Genomic DNA, 15708 nt, shown 5'->3' with positions numbered 1-15708 from the left:
ACCATGAGCACCGCGTACCCCCCGACCGCGTACCCGCCGATGCCCGTGGTCTGGCAGCAGCCCTACGAGCCGGAGTTGCCCACGACGCCGGTCAGGTACCACGGGCTGTGGCGTTCCGCGCGCTGGCGGGTGTGGCGGCCGGTCGTCGGCGCCCTGGTCGCCGGGGTGCTGTGGTTCGCCGCCACCATCGGCTTCGGCCTGGCCGCCATCGTCATGACCCTGTCCGGCGGGGACGTCTCCGCCGACGACTACGTGGAACAGCTCACGACGGGCGGCGGTCTCACGCCCGAACTGTTCATCATGAACAACCTGGCGCTGGCCTGCTCGATCCCGATCGTCTGGCTCGTCGCGCGCATCCACTCCCAGCCCATCGGTTTCGTCCACTCGGTGACGGGACGGTTCCGCTGGCGCTGGTTCGGCGGCTGCCTGCTCATGTTCCTGCCGCTCTGGGTCGTCTTCATCGCGCTCAGCATGATCCTCACGGGCACCGGGCTGGGTGGGCTGTCCGTCAACGACGACACCGTCGTCCTCCTCCTGGGCCTGCTGCTCACCACGCCCATCCAGTGCGCAGGCGAGGAATGGTTCTTCCGCGGCGGTATCAACCGTCTCGTGGCCAGCTGCTTCCCCCAGCGCACGAGGACGCTGCGCATCGTCTCGGCGGTCACCGGCTGCGCCGTCAGCTCCCTCTTCTTCATGCTGGCCCACGGCGCACAGGACCCGTGGCTCAACATCTTCTACGTCGGGTTCGGCATCGGATGCTGCCTCATGTGCTACCACACCGGCGGGCTGGAGGCCTCGACGGCCATGCACATCATCAACAACATGACGGCCATGGCCCTCCTGCCGTTCAGCGACATCAGCCACCTGATGGACCGCTCCGAGGGGGCCGGCAGCCCCCTGAGCCTGCTGCAGCTCGTCTTCATCGCCGTCGCCACCGTGCTCGTCTGCTGGCGCGCCCGGGCCAGGGGACTGGCCACGACCAGCACGCCGGCCCCGGCCGCGCCGCCCGCACCTGCCGGGCCCTGGCCGCAGGCCGTCCCCGTCCCGGCAGCGCCCTACGGGGCCCCCGTCCCGGTGCCGTCCTACCAGCAGCCGACCGGCCATCCCGCCTCCCAGTGGGGCGGCTGGTACGCACCGCAGCAGGCGGCCCCGCCCCAGTGGGGCGGCCAGCTCCCGGCGCCCCAGTGGGGCGATCCATCTCCCGTCCCGGCAGAACCGGTGTCCCGGCCGCCGGTGGAGGCCGATGTACCGACCACGACCGCGGCCCGGCCACCGGTGGAGGCCGACGTGCCGACCACGACGACCGCTCGGACCTGGCCCGCGAGTCCTCCCGCCGAGGGCATGAACCGGCCTGGCGGGGCCCAGGGCGCCGGATGGCTCGGGGACCCGCCTGCCCCTGCGGCGCAGCAGCCGGTCGGCATGCCGCCGGTGGACCGACCCGGCACGGCGGCGCCCTGGGGCGCCGAGCCGAGCGACGACGTGCTGGCTTCGTGGGGGCCGCCCGTTGACCGGCCGCGGATCATGGAGGGGGAGCCGCCGTTCGATGAAGGGGCCGCTCCACGGCAGGAGGAATGAATGACTGAGCAGCTGCGTCCCGCGCCGGCCGGGCTCCTCGACGAGTTGAGCCCGCTGCTGGCCAGGGTCTCGACACCGGTGCAGTACGTGGGCGGCGAGATCAACGCGCAGACGCGTGCGTGGGAGGACGCGCAGGTGCACTGGGTGCTCATGTACCCCGACACCTACGGCGTCGGCCAGCCCAACCAGGGCCTGGCCATCCTCTACGAGGTCATCAACGAGCTCGGCTGGGCCAGTGCTGAACGCAGCTTCAGCGTCTGGCCGGACCTCGAGGAGCTCATGCGGGCCCACGGCCTGCCGCAGTTCACGCTCGAGAGCCACCGCCCGGTCAGGGCCTATGACGTGCTCGGCATCAGTCTGAGCACCGAGCTCGGCTACACGAACCTGCTCAACGCCCTCGACCTGGCCGGCATCCCCATCCACAGCGCTGAACGCACCATGGACGACCCGATCGTCCTCATCGGCGGGCACTGCGCGTTCAACCCGGAGCCGATCGCCGACTTCGTCGACGTCGTCGTCCTCGGCGACGGCGAGGAGGCCGTCATCGAGCTGTCGCGCATCGTCCGCGAGTGGCGGCTGGCCGGCTGCCCCGGCGGGCGCGACCAGGTCCTGGAGACCCTGGCCGCCACCGGCATGTTCTACGTGCCGCGCTTCTACGCCGTCGAGTACGGCCCCGACGGCGCCATCGCCCGCATCAGCCCCACCAGGCGTGGCGTGCCGACCACGGTCGGCCGCTGGGTGCTCACCGACCTGGACGAGTGGCCCTATCCCAAGGCGCCCATCGTCCCCCTCGCCGAGACCATCCACGAGCGCTACTCGGCAGAGATCTTCCGCGGCTGCACCCGCGGCTGCCGGTTCTGCCAGGCGGGCATGATCACCCGCCCGGTGCGCGAGCGCTCACTCGCCACCATCGGTGCCATGGTCGACGCCGGTCTGCGCGCGACGGGCCTCGAGGAGGTCGGCCTGCTCAGCCTGTCGAGCGCCGACCACACCGAGATCAACGAGATCACCCACCAGCTGGCCGACCGGTACGAGGGCGGCAACGTCTCACTGTCCATCCCGAGCACCCGGGTCGACGCCTTCAACGTCGACCTGGCCCGCGAGCTGTCCCGGGGCGGACGTCGTTCCGGTCTGACGATCGCGCCCGAGGCCGGTTCGGAGCGCATGCGGGCCGTCATCAACAAGAACGTCAGCGAGGACGACCTCATGTCGACGGTCACCGCAGCCTTCAGCCAGGGCTGGCGTTCGGTGAAGATGTACTTCATGTGCGGTCTGCCCACCGAGACGGACGAGGACATGCTCGCCATCGCGCGCCTGGCCCACCGCGTCGTCGAGACCGGCCGCGAGATCACCGGGCGGCGCGACATCTCGTGCACGATCTCGATCGGCGGTTTCGTGCCCAAGGCCCACACCCCCTTCCAGTGGGCCGAACAGGCCGATCCCGAACTCATCGACCATCGCATCGGTGTGCTCCGGGAGGCCGTACGCGCCGACAAGGGGTTCAGTCGCGCCATCACGATCCGCTGGTCCGACGGCGAACCGGGCCAGGTCGAGGGGCTGCTGGCCCGCGGCGACCGGCGCGTGGGCCGCGTCATCGAGGCCGTCTGGCTCGACGGGGGCCGGTTCGACGGCTGGCGGGAGCACTTCGACTACCAGCGATGGGTCGACTGCGCCATCATCGAGCTGGAACCCCTGGGCGTCGACATGGCCTGGTACACCACACGTCCGCGCGCCGAGCACGAGGTCCTGCCCTGGGACCACCTCGACTCGGGGCTCGATCGCACCTGGCTGTGGCAGGAGTACCTCGCCGGGTGCGCCGCCCAGCAGATCGCCGACTGCCGCTGGGACGACTGCAAGGACTGCGGCGTCTGCCCGCGCTTCGGCGTCGACATCGAGATGGGCCCCTCCGGGACGACGCTGCTGCCCCTGGCGCCCCTGCCGCCGCGACGGAAGAAGACCGGCGCGAGCGCCGCCTGAGCACGGCGGGCCCACCCGCCGTCACGGGATCACCGGATGGACGCCTCACGCCCACGCCCGGGCGTCACGGCAGTGCCCGAGGGCACCCGCTCACCGGTGCGGTGCCCGGCCACCAGGGAGGCGGTGACCGTGACCGTCAGGATCGCGATGATCACCACGAGCGAGACCGGGGTGGGGATCTCGACGACGGGCAGCGGCCGACCGTCGTTGATGAACGGCACGTTGTTCTCGTGCAGTGCGTGCAGGACCAGTTTGACGCCGATGAAGGCGAGGATGCCGGACAACCCGTACGAGAGATAGACCAGCCGGTCGAGCAGCCCGTCGATGAGGAAGTAGAGCTGGCGCAGTCCCAGGAGCGACAGGACCGTCGCGGTGAAGGCGACGAAGGTCGACTGCGTCAGGCCGAAGATGGCGGGGATCGAGTCGAGGGCGAACAGGATGTCGGTGCCGCCGATGGCCGCCATGACGACGACGAGGGGCGTGAGCATCCGCCGGCCGCCCACCGTGGTGACGAGCCGGTCGCCGTCGTAGTGCGCGCTCGTGCGCAGCGTCCTGCGGGCCAGCCGGATCATGATGTTCTCACCCTGGTCGCCGCGCTCCCGGGCGCCGTGGGAGCGCAGGGTGTGGCCCGCGGTGACGAACAGGATCAGGCCGAAGACGTAGAAGACCCAGGTGACGTGGGTGATGAGCGCCGTGCCGATGAGGATGAAGGCGGTACGGGCCACCAGCGAGACGATGATGCCGAACAGCAGCACCTTCTGCTGGGTCGCCCTGGGCACGGCGAAGCTGGACATGATGATGAGGAAGACGAACAGGTTGTCGACGCTGAGCGCCTTCTCCGTGATGTACCCGGCGAAGTACTCCTCACCCATCTCGGTGCCGCCGAGGACGGTCACGAGCACGCCGAAGAGCAGGGCGATGCCGATGTAGACGGCCGACCAGATGCCGGCCTCCCGCAGCGAGGGCACATGGGCCTTACGGACGTGGAAGAAGTAGTCGAACGCCAGCAGGGCGACGATCAGGATGATCGTGGCGACCCAGGCGGTGGCCGGGACCAATGGGTTTCCTTTCATCGAGTCGGTGCCGACACGATAACGGGTAGTAGCCATTTCAACCACATGTGGTTCGCCGGATCCCGGCACGTCCAGGGTGGGGTCCGACCCGGGAGGCAGGGGGCCGGCGGCGGAGCTCCCCGCGCGGGCGGAGCGAGGGGAGAGCCGGTTCGTACCAGTGCCACCGGGCGTCTACCATACGTGGGTGCCTCGTCGAGAACCACCGCGTCAGCCGCCCCCGGTGCAGCGCCTGCGCCTGAGCTACTCCAAGCTCGGCGTGGCAAGGTTCGCCTCGCACCGCGACTTCTCCCGGGCCTTCGAGCGGGCGTTGCGCCGCGCCGGTATCCCGATGGCCTACTCGTCGGGCTTCTCGCCGCACCCGCGGATCAGCTACGCCAACTCGGCGCCGACATCGGCCGCCTCATACGCCGAGTACGCCGACATCGCCGTCCTCGAGGTACTCGACCCCGATCAGGTGCGTGACGACCTCAATGCCGCCCTGCCCACTGGTTTCCGGGTGCTGCGCGTCGTCGAGGGGCACCGGCCGGCGCTGGCGGACGTGCTGCAGGCCTCGGACTGGGTGATCGACCTCGGTGCCGTGGACCGGCAGGACCTCGAGTCGGCGATCCGGGCGCTGATCGCCGCCGAATCGGTCGAGGTCAGCCGTGCCACGCGCAAGGGCGAGCGGGTGTTCGACGCTCGCCCGGCGGTCCGCTCCGCGCAGGTGGACGAGGAGGGCCATGTCCGGGTTCGTGTCACTCACGGCACCCCGCTCGTGCGTCCCGATGACGTGCTGGCGGCGCTGCGCCGGCTGCGCCCCGGCCTGGGAGGGGAGCATCCCGGGCTCTTCACCCGGCTGCGCCAGGGGCCGCTGCGGTCCGACGGCTCGATCGGCGATCCGCTGGACGTCCCCGATGCCACTGCCGACGGCGGGACGCGGACGACGAGAGCCGAGTGAGGGCCGGCCGTCCGGGCCGGGGCGCGTCGGTCCCGCTCGGGATTCGGGGCATGTGTCATAATCGTCCACAGGTAAGGGCCGCCAAGCGCCCGTACCCGCACGCCAGGCGCATCCTCACCGCGACGCGAGAGCAGACCGCGGGGGATTCCGGCGCAGCGGGAGCCGCCAGCTTTTGTCGCACGCGTGTCGCACGCGACGCGGATGTGACTGACCCGCACCTGCACAGGTGCAAGAGGAGCCCCCATGCTCGATGACATGACGTCCAACGCCTCAGAAGTCTCCGACGACCTGCCGCGCCCCCCGCGCGGGCGGCGCGCCAAGACCCGGCCGGCCGGCCCGCCCCAGGCGCTCGAGACCCCGGAGAAGAACGCCGAGGAGCCGGTGGCCGCCGCGGACGAACAGGAACCGGCCGAGACCGAACCGGCCCCGCACGACCCGACCGGCCAGGAAACGGACGGCGAGGACACCGCCGAAACCGATGAGCAGACCCCGCACCCCGGCACCGACGCCGCGGAGGCGCCCAAGGCGCGTCGACTCGATCCGGTCGCCGCCGCCATCGCCGAGGTCATGGACGAGGTTGCCGCCGAACGCCGGGCGGAACAGGCCGAACTCGAAGGCCTGCCCGAGCCCGACACGCAGCCGATTCTCCCCAGCGCGCCGAACCCGGAGGCTCCCGAGCCAGCCGCGGCGGGCCAGCGGGGCGACGAACAGTCCGAACCGGTTCACCCGCACCCCTCCCACGCCGAGGAGGCCGAACCCGCCGCAGAGCCCGCCACGGCCGAGCACCCGGAACGCGCTGATGAGGGCGCGAGAGAACCGGCCCGCGCCCGCGGCCGCCGTCGGCGGTCCGCCGCGCCCACCCATGAGTCCGCGGTCGACCAGGTCGATGCGCTGCTGGCCGAGGCGGAGCGTGAGGCCGCCGGCAGGACCGCCCGGTCCGGAACCGGCGATGAGGGGGTCGACAGGCAGGCCGTCCTCGACTCCCTCACCGCGGCGATCGCCGGTGAGGAACAGCCCCGGGACGCGAACGGACCCAAGGACTCGACCGACGCCCCGGAGGACTCCGCCGAGGAGCCGGGGCAGGCCGAACCGGCCGAGGACGGCTCCGCCGAGGGCGAGGACCACGCCGGTGAGGAGGAGCAGACCACGCGCCGCCGTCGTCGCCGCCGCGGCGGGCGTCGCCGTCACCGCGGCTCCGGTGCCGGAGGCGACGAGGACGGCGCCGAGGCCGAATCGGCCGAGAAGACCGAGACCGACAAGGACGACTCCAAGGAGGAGGCCGAGGCCGAGGCCGGCCAGGGGCAGCACCGTCGTCGTCGCCGTCGTCGCCGCCGCGGCGAGGACACCAGCGGTTCCGATGACGACCCGAGCGATGTCGTCGTGCGCGTCCGCGAGCCCCGCCACAGCGCCGTCGACGAGGTCACGGGTATTGAGGGCTCCACCCGGCTGGAGGCCAAACGCCAGCGCCGCAAGGAGGGTCGTGCCGCCGGACGCCGCCGTGCCCCGATCCTCACCGAGGCGGAGTTCCTCGCCCGTCGCGAGTCGGTCAGCCGCACGATGATCATCCGCCAGCGCGAGGAGTACACCCAGCTGGCCGTGCTCGAGGACGACGTCCTGGTCGAGCACTACGTCGATCGCAAGGCGTCGACCTCGCTGATCGGCAACATCTACCTCGGCAAGGTGCAGAACGTCCTGCCCAGCATGGAGGCCGCCTTCATCGACATCGGCCGGGGCCGCAACGCCGTGCTCTACGCGGGCGAGGTCAACTGGGACGCCCTGGTCGACAAGAGCGCCCCGCACACCATCGAGACCGCCCTCAAGCCGGGCCAGACCGTGCTCGTCCAGGTCAGCAAGGACCCGATCGGTGCCAAGGGCGCTCGCCTGACGGCGCACATCTCGCTGCCCGGCCGCTACGTCGTCTACTCCCCGGACGGCCACCTGTCCGGCATCAGCCGCAAACTGCCCGACACCGAGCGACGACGGCTGCGGGAGATCATCAACGAGGCGGTCGACGAGTCCAGCTCCGTCATCGTCCGTACCGCGGCCGAGGGCGTCTCGGCCGACGACCTGCGTCGTGACGTCGAACGGCTCAAGGCCCAGTGGGAGGTCATCGACAAGAAGGCCGCCACCGGCAACGCCCCGCAGCAGCTCTACGCCGAACCCGACCTGACCCTGCGCATCGTGCGCGACGTGTTCACCGAGGACTTCTCCGAACTCGTCGTCGCCGGGGACGGCGGCCCGAACGATGCCTTCGACACGATCGAGGCCTACGTCGAGCACGTCGCACCGAATCTGCGCGACCGGCTGAAGCGCTGGGACAGCGCCCAGGGGGACCCGTTCGCCGAGTACCGCATCGACGAGCAGATCTCCAAGGCGCTCGAACGCAAGGTCTTCCTGCCCTCCGGCGGCTCACTGGTCATCGACCGCACCGAGGCCATGACCGTCATCGACGTCAACACCGGGAAGTTCACCGGTTCGGGCGGCAACCTGGAGGAGACCGTCACCAAGAACAACCTGGAGGCCGCCGAGGAGATCGTCCGCCAGCTGCGTCTGCGTGACCTGGGCGGCATCGTCGTGATCGACTTCATCGACATGGTGCTGCCCGCGAACCGCGAGCTGCTGCTGCGTCGGCTGGTCGAGTGCCTGGGGCGCGACCGCACCCGCCACCAGGTGAGCGAGGTCACCAGCCTGGGGCTGGTGCAGCTGACGCGCAAACGCATCGGCACCGGGCTGGCCGAGGCCTTCACCGTCGAGTGCGACGCGTGCGGCGGCCGTGGCTACATCCGTCATGACGAGCCCGTCGCCAGCCAGGCCCCGGCGGACGGCGGCGAGCGTCACCGTCGCGGCCGGCGGGGCGGTGGCAGGAAGAAGAGCGCCTGACCGCCGCCTCGGCGGGACGATCCGAGACGGACGGGCGGGCGCGGGCCGTACGGCCCGCGCCCGCCCGTCCGTGACGGCACCCGGCTCAGGACACCATGCCGGCCGCCAGCGTGTTGCCGGTCTGGGGATGGACGAGGACGAACGATCCGGTCGTCCGGGACTCGGCGTAGGGGTCGGGGCTGATCGGGTCGGCCAGTGTCAGGCCGATCCGTCCGATGTCGTTGAGGGCCAGCTCGCCGGCCGGTTCCTCCTCGAACGTGGACAGGTTCAGGCGGCCGCCGATGCCGGTGACGATGCCGGTGACAGTCCTCGTCGTGTGCTTGACGAGCAGCCGGTCCCCGGTGCGCAGGGGGCGCTCGTCCAGCCAGCAGACCGTGGCGTCCAGCTGGCGGACCGGTTCGGGAACCGGTTCGGCGGCGATGAGTTCCCCGCGGGCGATGTCGATCTCGTCGGCCAGCCGCAGCGTCACCGATTCCGAGGCGCCGGCGCTGCGTCCGGCGCCCCCGCCCGGCAGGTCGATGCCGACCACCGTGCTGCGCCGGCCGCCGGGCAGGACGCACACCCGGTCACCGACGCTGAAGGAGCCCCGTTCGACCCGTCCCGCGTAGCCCCGGTAGTCGCGGAACTCCTCACCCGCCCCCGACTGGGGGCGCAGGACGTACTGCACGGGGAATCTGCCGGGCTCGTCCACGTCATCGACGGCGACGGGAACCGTCTCCAGGTAGGCCATGAGGCTCGGCCCGTCGTACCACGGGGTGCGGTCGGACGGTTCGGCGACGTTGTCGCCCAGCAGGGCACTCACCGGGATGACCGTCAGATCGTCGATGCCCAGGTCTGCCCCGACGGCGCGGACCTGGTCGCAGACCTCGGTGATGACGCCATGGTCGAAGTCGACCAGGTCGATCTTGTTGACCGCCACCACGACGTGCGGCACGCGCAGCAGGGCCGCCACCGCCAGGTGGCGGCGGGTCTGCTCGACGACCCCGTGACGCACGTCCACGAGCGTGACGATGACCTGCGCCGTGGAGGCCCCGGTGACCGTGTTGCGGGTGTACTGCACGTGACCGGGGCAGTCGGCGAGGATGAACGAGCGGGTGGGTGTCGCGAAGTAGCGGTAGGCCACGTCGATCGTGATGCCCTGCTCCCGTTCGGCGCGCAGCCCGTCGGTGAGCAGCGCCAGGTCTGCCTGGTCCAGCCCGCGGGCCGCTGAGGCCTGCTCCACGGCGGTGTACTGGTCGATCATGATGTTCTTCGTGTCGACCAGGAGACGCCCCACGAGGGTCGACTTGCCGTCGTCGACGCTGCCTGCCGTTGCCAGGCGGAGTAGTTCGCCCATCAGAAGTACCCTTCCTTCTTGCGGTCCTCCATCGCGGCCTCGGAGAGCCTGTCGTCGGCGCGGGTCGCCCCGCGTTCGGTCACCGTCGTCGCCGCCACCTCGGCGAGGACCGCCGCGGCATCGGCGGCGGTCGACTCGACCGCGCCGGTGCAGGACATGTCACCCACGGTCCGGTAGCGCACCGTCTTCGTCACGACCCGGTCATCGGCCCGGGGCGCGGTGACGGGGCTCAGCGCCATCCACATGCCGCCCCGCCTGAAGACCCGGCGCTCGTGGGCGAAGTAGAGGCTGGGCAACTCGATGCCCTCGCGCACGATGTAGCGCCACACGTCCAATTCGGTCCAGTTCGACAGCGGGAAGACCCGCACGTGTTCGCCGGGCAGGTGGCGGGTGTTGTACAGCCCCCACAGCTCGGGCCGCTGATTGCGCGGATTCCACTGGCCGAACGCGTCGCGCAGCGAGACGATCCGTTCCTTGGCGCGGGCCTTCTCCTCGTCACGGCGCCCACCGCCGTAGACGGCGTCGAAGCCGCCCTCGGCGATGGCGTGGAGCAGCGGCTGGGTCTGCAGCGGATTGCGCGTCCCGTCGGGGCGCTCGATCAGCCGACCGTCATCGATCCAGTCCTGGACCTTCTCGACGGTCAGCCGCAGCCCGTGTTCGGCCACGATCCGGTCGCGGTAGTCGAGCACCTCGGGGAAGTTGTGCCCGGTGTCGACGTGCAGCAGGCCGAACGGCAGGGGAGCGGGCCAGAAGGCCTTGCGCGCGATGTGCAGCATGACGACCGAGTCCTTGCCGCCCGAGAACAGCAGGACCGGCCGTTCGGCCTCGGCCGTGACCTCGCGGAAGATGTGAATCGTTTCGTTCTCGAGCGCGTCCAGGTGGTCGCCGCCGGCACGCGCCCGGGAGGTGCCCGCCTCGTCGACGGATGTCACGGTGGTTGTCGTGGTGGTGCTCATAGGTGAATCCCGCATTCAGTCTTCGTCAGGCCGGCCCAGCGGCCGGACCGGGGGTCTTCTCCGGGTGCGACCCTGCGGGTGCAGACGGCGCAGCCGATGGATGGGTAGCCCTGTCCGAGCAGGGGGTTGACCGGGACGCCGTGCTCCTCGATGTACGCGAAGAGTTCATCGGTGCTCCATGCCGCGATGGGGTTGAGCTTGACCATTCCATGCCGCTCGTCCCACTCGACGAGCCCGGCGTGCGCGCGCAGGGCATTGTCCTCGCGGCGGATCCCGGTGACCCACGCCTCGTAGCCGGTCAGCGCCCGGTTGAGTGGGGCGACCTTGCGCAGCTCGCAGCACAGGTTCGGGTCACGCTCGTACAGGCGGGGGCCGTACTGCTCGTCCTGCTCGGCGACGCTCTGGTCGGGCTGCACGTCGACCAGGTTGATCTCCTGGAAGATCGGCAGGTCGATGCGCAGGTCGTTCGTCTCGGGGAAGTGGTAGCCGGTCTGCAGGAAGAGCACGTCGACGCCGGGCAGTGCCTTGGCCGCCAGGTCGGACACCACGGTGTCCGCCGCCATCGAGCAGGCGACCGCCATGGAGTCCCCGAAGGTCTGGGCCGCCCAGGCCATCAGCTCCTCCGCCGTGTCGTGGGCATGTTCTGACGCGGCCTGCTCCGCGATGGTGCGCAGCTCGTCCCTGGTTCGCGTTCGTGTCCGTGTTCGTGTCATCAGTATTCCTTCGTCACTCGTCATCGATCGGGCTGCCCGCCCGGCGTCGTGGTGGACCCCGCCGTGCCGAGGACGCCTCGTGAGGCCCTCTTCCCGGCATGTTGGCCCGCAGCCGTTCGCACCAGCCGGGCCGGTGGGGGCCGGCAGGGAAGCCCGCGGAGCGGGGCGCCGACGGTTGCTGGTCGGGGGATCGTGGTGGTCCTGGTTCGATTGGTGCGCATGACTGCCGCAGGGCCGGCCGGGTGCCGTCGATGAGGGTGACACGGGACCGCGGTCCGGAAGGAGATGTGGGCGTCAGGCCCTCAGCATGTGCGGGAGTTCTGGCGGGGAGGCGGGGAACAGACCCGGATCAACAGGTCGCGGTGGTGACCAGCATCAGATCGATGTGCTGGCGGATGGAGAGCATGGCATCGATGACGGTGCTGTCGTCGAAAATGCTCATCTGAACGTCCTTTGAGTAGACAAACCCCGCGACACAGGGTGTCTCGATGGTATGCGCGGGTTCCGCGGCTGGTCAAACACCGCCCTCGACGTGCCGCCGGCCGGCCGGCGCGTTTGACCGTGCCCCCTGCTGCGGGTATTCTCGTTCGACGGTGCTCTGGCTCGTCCATCTCGAGCCGGGCGGGAGCGGTCGTCCACGCCTGGGCAACCGCCGATCGAACCGAGAACCATCGGACTGCCGATGGGCACAAGCTACGCCGCCCGCAGGACGGCGCGATACAGGAAGTGGGTCAGGCGTGTACGCGATCGTGCGCAGTGGCGGCCGCCAGCACAAGGTGGCAGTGGGCGACATCGTCGAGATCGACAAGATCGCCGAAGAGGTGGGTGCGAGCGTCGAGCTCCAGCCCCTGCTCGTGGTGGACGGCGAGAACGTCACCTCTGACGCGAAGTCGCTCGGCAAGGTGAGCGTCACCGCCGAGGTCCTCGGCGAGTCCAAGGGCCCCAAGCTCCACATCCTTCACTACAAGAACAAGACCGGTTACAAGCGCCACCAGGGTCATAGGCAGCACTACACCCGGGTCAAGGTCACCGGGATCAACGCCTGAGGAGACAGACATGGCACACAAGAAGGCTGGTTCCAGTTCCCGCAACGGTCGTGACTCGAACGCGCAGCGTCTTGGCGTGAAGCGCTTCGGCGGTCAGCTCGTCAACGCCGGCGAGATCCTCGTGCGCCAGCGCGGCACCCACTTCCACCCCGGCGAGGGCGTCGGTCGTGGTGGCGACGACACGTTGTTCGCCCTGGTCCCCGGCACCGTCCAGTTCGGCACCCGCCGGGGGCGCCGCGTCGTCAACGTCGAGCCGGTGGAGACGACCGCCTGAGTTCTTCCCACTCATATGGGCAGGGGCCAACCCTTCGGGGTTGGCCCCTGCCCATATGAGGACGCAGCCGCCCCGCCCCATCGGGCAGGTCCGCGCGGCCCGCGCCGAATAGACTGGCCGCACCGGCCATCACAGGAGTTCTACCCATGGCAATTCCCTCGTTCGTCGACCGAGTCCAGCTGGTCGTCCGTGCAGGCAACGGCGGCAACGGGTGTGTCTCGGTGCACCGCGAGAAGTTCAAGCCGCTCGGCGGGCCCGACGGCGGCAATGGCGGGCGCGGTGGCTCGGTCATCGTCCGGGTCGATCCTCAGATGAACTCCCTGGTCGACTACCACCGCCAGTCCCAGCGCAAGGCCACCAACGGTCAACCCGGCATGGGTGAGCACCGGGCCGGCGCCAACGGCGAGGACGTCGTCCTGCCCGTTCCCGAGGGCACGGTCGTCTTCGACGCCGACACCGGCCAGGTGCTGGCCGACCTGACCGGCGGGCTGTCCGAATGCGTGGTGGCCCAGGGCGGGCGCGGTGGCCTGGGCAACGAGGCGCTCGCCTCCAGGACCCGCAAGGCGCCCGGCTTCGCCCTGCTGGGTGAGGAGGGGGAGCAGCGCACCATCTGCCTCGAGCTCAAGGTCATCGCCGACGTCGGCCTGGTGGGTTTCCCCTCCGCCGGCAAGTCCAGCATCATCGGCGCCATCAGCTCTGCCAAACCACGAGTCGCCGACTACCCCTTCACCACGCTCGTCCCGAATCTCGGGGTCGTCAAGGCCGGCGACCACACCTACACGGTGGCGGACGTACCCGGTCTCATCCCGGGCGCCAGCCGGGGCAAGGGACTGGGACACGAATTCCTGCGCCACATCGAACGGTGCCAGGCCATCGTCCACGTCATCGACGCAGCAACCTACGAGCCCGGACGCGACCCGCTGAGTGACCTGGACGCCATCGAGACCGAGCTCGGCGCCCACGGCGGGCTCGAGGACCGGCCCCGCATCGTCGTCATCAACAAGATCGACGTGCCCGACGGCAGGGCCATCGCCGAGATGGCCAGGCCCGATCTCGAGGCCCGCGGCCTGCGCGTCATCGCGACCTCCGTCATGACGGGCGAGGGCCTCCAGGAACTCGTCTTCGCGATGAGCGAGCTCGTCAGGCAACGCCGAATCGAGCAGGCCGCGGCCCCGCCGCCACGCGTCGTCATCCGCCCGCGGGCCGTCGACGACACCGCAGGGTTCACCATCAAACGCCAAGGCGACGGCGAGGGCGGTTTCGTCTGGCGGGTGCGGGGCGCCAAACCGGAACGCTGGGTGCGCCAGACCGACTTCGGCAACGACGAGGCCGTCGGCTACCTGGCCGACCGGCTCAACCGCCTCGGCGTCGAGGACGAGCTCCTCGCCGCCGGCGCCCAGCCCCACGACACCGTCGCGATCGGTTCGGGGGAACATCCCGTCGTCTTCGACTTCGCCCCGCAGGTCGAGGTGGGAGCCGAGATCCTGGCCCCACGCGGTGAGGACCAGCGATTGAATCAGCCGCGTGGGGCCGTCCGGCGCCGCAGGGAGCGCGAGGCCGCCCACCGGGCCGAACACGAGGCCCCCGTGGCGGAGGGCGACGAGGCCGACTGGCGTCGGCTCCGCGACACCCGCTCCGAGCAGACTCCGGCCGGGTTCGCGTCCGAGGTCGACGACGTCGAGGTCGAATGGGTCGGGGGAGACCCCTACGGCAGTGGTGACGACGGCACGGGGCGGGACCATGACTGAGCGGCGGGTCACCGGCTCGCACCGTCGGGGCGAGGACGAGGCCGGGGTGCGCGAGTCCATAGCCGGTGCCCGGCGCGTCGTCGTCAAGGTCGGGTCCTCCTCGATCTCCAGCGCGACGAGCGGCATGGACACGATGCGCCTGGCCGGGCTGGTCAAGGCGCTGGCCGACGCCCACGACGCCGGCCGGGACGTCGTCCTGGTCAGCTCCGGCGCCATCTCGGCCGGCATGAGCCCGCTCGGTCTGGCCAGACGCCCGCGGGACCTGGCCCACCAGCAGGCCGCCGCCGCCGTCGGGCAGGGGCTGCTCATGGAGCGATACACCGAACTCTTCGCCGCGCGCGGCCTACTCGCCGGTCAGCTGCTGCTCACCGTCGACGACATGACCCGCCAGGCCAGCTACCGCAACGCCTCGCGCACCCTGGGAACCCTGCTGCGCATGGGCGCCGTGCCGATCGTCAACGAGAACGACACCGTCGCCACCCACGAGATCCGCTTCGGCGACAACGACCGGCTTGCCGCGCTCGTCGCCCAGGTCGTGCGCGCCGACGCCCTCATCCTGCTCTCGGACGTCAGCGCCCTCTACACGAGCCATCCCGACGAGCCGGACTCCGAGCGCATCGGTTTCGTCGCCGATGTCGACTCCCTGACGGTCGACACCCATCGGGCGGGCAGCGCCGGAATCGGCTCCGGGGGGATGACGACCAAGGTCCAGGCCGTCCAGATCGCCGCCGGCTCCGGCATCCCCGTGCTCCTCACCAGCGCCCAAGAGGCCGAGCGGGCGCTGGCCGGGGCGACCGGCACGGTCTTCGCGCCCGTCGACCACATGCGCCCTCGCCGCCTCATGTGGCTTGCCTACGCCTCCCAGAGCCGTGGCCGCCTCACCCTCGACGAGGGGGCCGTCCACGCGCTGACGGTGCGCAAGGCCTCCTTGCTCGCCGCGGGCGTCACCGGTGTCAGCGGTGACTTCCTGGCCGGCGACCCGGTGGAACTGGCCGGCCCCGATGGCGTGGTCGTGGCCCGCGGCATCGTCAACTTCTCCAGCGGGGACCTGCCCGCCATGCTCGGCCACAGCTCCACCGAGCTGGCCTCGGCGATGGGCGCCGAGTACGAGCGCGAGGTGGTGCACCGAGACATGCTGGTGCTCATGCAGCACGGTGACTGAGCCCCATCCTGCGGAGGCACCGGGCCCGCGG

The 15708-nt window shown here is 70.7% G+C and carries 12 protein-coding genes; 8 read left to right on the top strand and 4 right to left on the bottom strand.

The features are described 5' to 3' along the window. Positions 1 to 3 precede the first annotated feature (3 nt). Positions 4 to 1575: a type II CAAX endopeptidase family protein gene (locus PROPJV5_RS02615; protein ID WP_119714782.1), complete on the top strand. Its 1572-nt coding sequence runs from the start codon at positions 4 to 6 to the stop codon at positions 1573 to 1575. Further along, positions 1576 to 3552, top strand: a complete 1977-nt coding sequence (locus PROPJV5_RS02610) for a TIGR03960 family B12-binding radical SAM protein (protein WP_119714781.1) — start codon at positions 1576 to 1578, stop codon at positions 3550 to 3552. A gap of 29 nt (positions 3553 to 3581) precedes the next feature. Here PROPJV5_RS02610 and PROPJV5_RS02605 read toward each other — a convergent pair whose 3' ends face one another. Further along, positions 3582 to 4661 carry a TerC family protein gene (locus tag PROPJV5_RS02605; protein WP_239018367.1) on the bottom strand — a complete coding sequence of 360 codons (1080 nt, stop codon included), beginning with the start codon at positions 4659 to 4661 and terminating at the stop codon, positions 3582 to 3584. Positions 4662 to 4809: 148 nt separating this feature from the next. Between PROPJV5_RS02605 and PROPJV5_RS02600 the strand changes: the two genes are divergently transcribed. Beyond that, positions 4810 to 5562, top strand: coding sequence for a TIGR03936 family radical SAM-associated protein (locus tag PROPJV5_RS02600; RefSeq protein ID WP_119714779.1), 753 nt, complete (start codon positions 4810 to 4812; stop codon positions 5560 to 5562). 243 nt (positions 5563 to 5805) lie between these two features. Beyond that, on the top strand, positions 5806 to 8442 hold the full coding sequence (locus PROPJV5_RS02595; RefSeq protein ID WP_119714778.1) for an Rne/Rng family ribonuclease: 2637 nt from the start codon (positions 5806 to 5808) through the stop codon (positions 8440 to 8442). An 85-nt stretch (positions 8443 to 8527) separates the two neighbouring features. Here PROPJV5_RS02595 and PROPJV5_RS02590 read toward each other — a convergent pair whose 3' ends face one another. Genes PROPJV5_RS02590 through PROPJV5_RS02580 form a run of 3 tightly spaced genes read right to left on the bottom strand, consistent with a single transcriptional unit; the run spans position 8528 to position 11447 of the window. Next, positions 8528 to 9778 carry a sulfate adenylyltransferase subunit 1 gene (locus tag PROPJV5_RS02590; protein ID WP_119714777.1) on the bottom strand — a complete coding sequence of 417 codons (1251 nt, stop codon included), beginning with the start codon at positions 9776 to 9778 and terminating at the stop codon, positions 8528 to 8530. Beyond that, positions 9778 to 10734, bottom strand: a complete 957-nt coding sequence (gene cysD, locus PROPJV5_RS02585; RefSeq protein ID WP_239018366.1) for a sulfate adenylyltransferase subunit CysD — start codon at positions 10732 to 10734, stop codon at positions 9778 to 9780. The genes PROPJV5_RS02590 and cysD overlap by 1 nt, the downstream gene beginning before the upstream one ends. After that, positions 10731 to 11447, bottom strand: a complete 717-nt coding sequence (locus PROPJV5_RS02580; RefSeq protein WP_220474307.1) for a phosphoadenylyl-sulfate reductase — start codon at positions 11445 to 11447, stop codon at positions 10731 to 10733. The genes cysD and PROPJV5_RS02580 overlap by 4 nt, the downstream gene beginning before the upstream one ends. 737 nt (positions 11448 to 12184) lie before the next feature. Here PROPJV5_RS02580 and rplU point away from each other — a divergent pair. The 4 genes from rplU (at position 12185) to proB (ending at position 15677) form a co-directional block, all read left to right on the top strand. Continuing rightward, the gene (gene rplU / locus PROPJV5_RS02575; RefSeq protein WP_119714774.1) at positions 12185 to 12493 is read left to right on the top strand and encodes a 50S ribosomal protein L21; all 309 of its coding nucleotides are present in this window, start codon (positions 12185 to 12187) and stop codon (positions 12491 to 12493) included. A 10-nt stretch (positions 12494 to 12503) separates the two neighbouring features. Further along, positions 12504 to 12767 (top strand): 50S ribosomal protein L27, encoded by a 264-nt coding sequence (gene rpmA, locus PROPJV5_RS02570; RefSeq protein ID WP_119714773.1) that lies wholly within the window; start codon positions 12504 to 12506, stop codon positions 12765 to 12767. 146 nt (positions 12768 to 12913) lie between these two features. Next, positions 12914 to 14515: a GTPase ObgE gene (gene obgE / locus PROPJV5_RS02565; RefSeq protein ID WP_119714772.1), complete on the top strand. Its 1602-nt coding sequence runs from the start codon at positions 12914 to 12916 to the stop codon at positions 14513 to 14515. Beyond that, entirely contained in the window at positions 14508 to 15677 is a 1170-nt protein-coding gene (proB, locus tag PROPJV5_RS02560; protein WP_119714983.1) for a glutamate 5-kinase, read from the top strand. Before obgE ends, proB begins: the two co-directional genes overlap by 8 nt. The last annotated feature ends 31 nt before the right edge of the window (positions 15678 to 15708 follow it).

Origin of the sequence: Propionibacterium ruminifibrarum, from assembly GCF_900289195.1 — a bacterium.
In the GTDB taxonomy this organism is placed as follows: Bacteria; Actinomycetota; Actinomycetes; order Propionibacteriales; family Propionibacteriaceae; genus Propionibacterium; species Propionibacterium ruminifibrarum.
The sequence above is the reverse complement of the archived record's forward strand: the minus strand, read 5'-3'. Positions and strand labels throughout refer to the sequence as shown.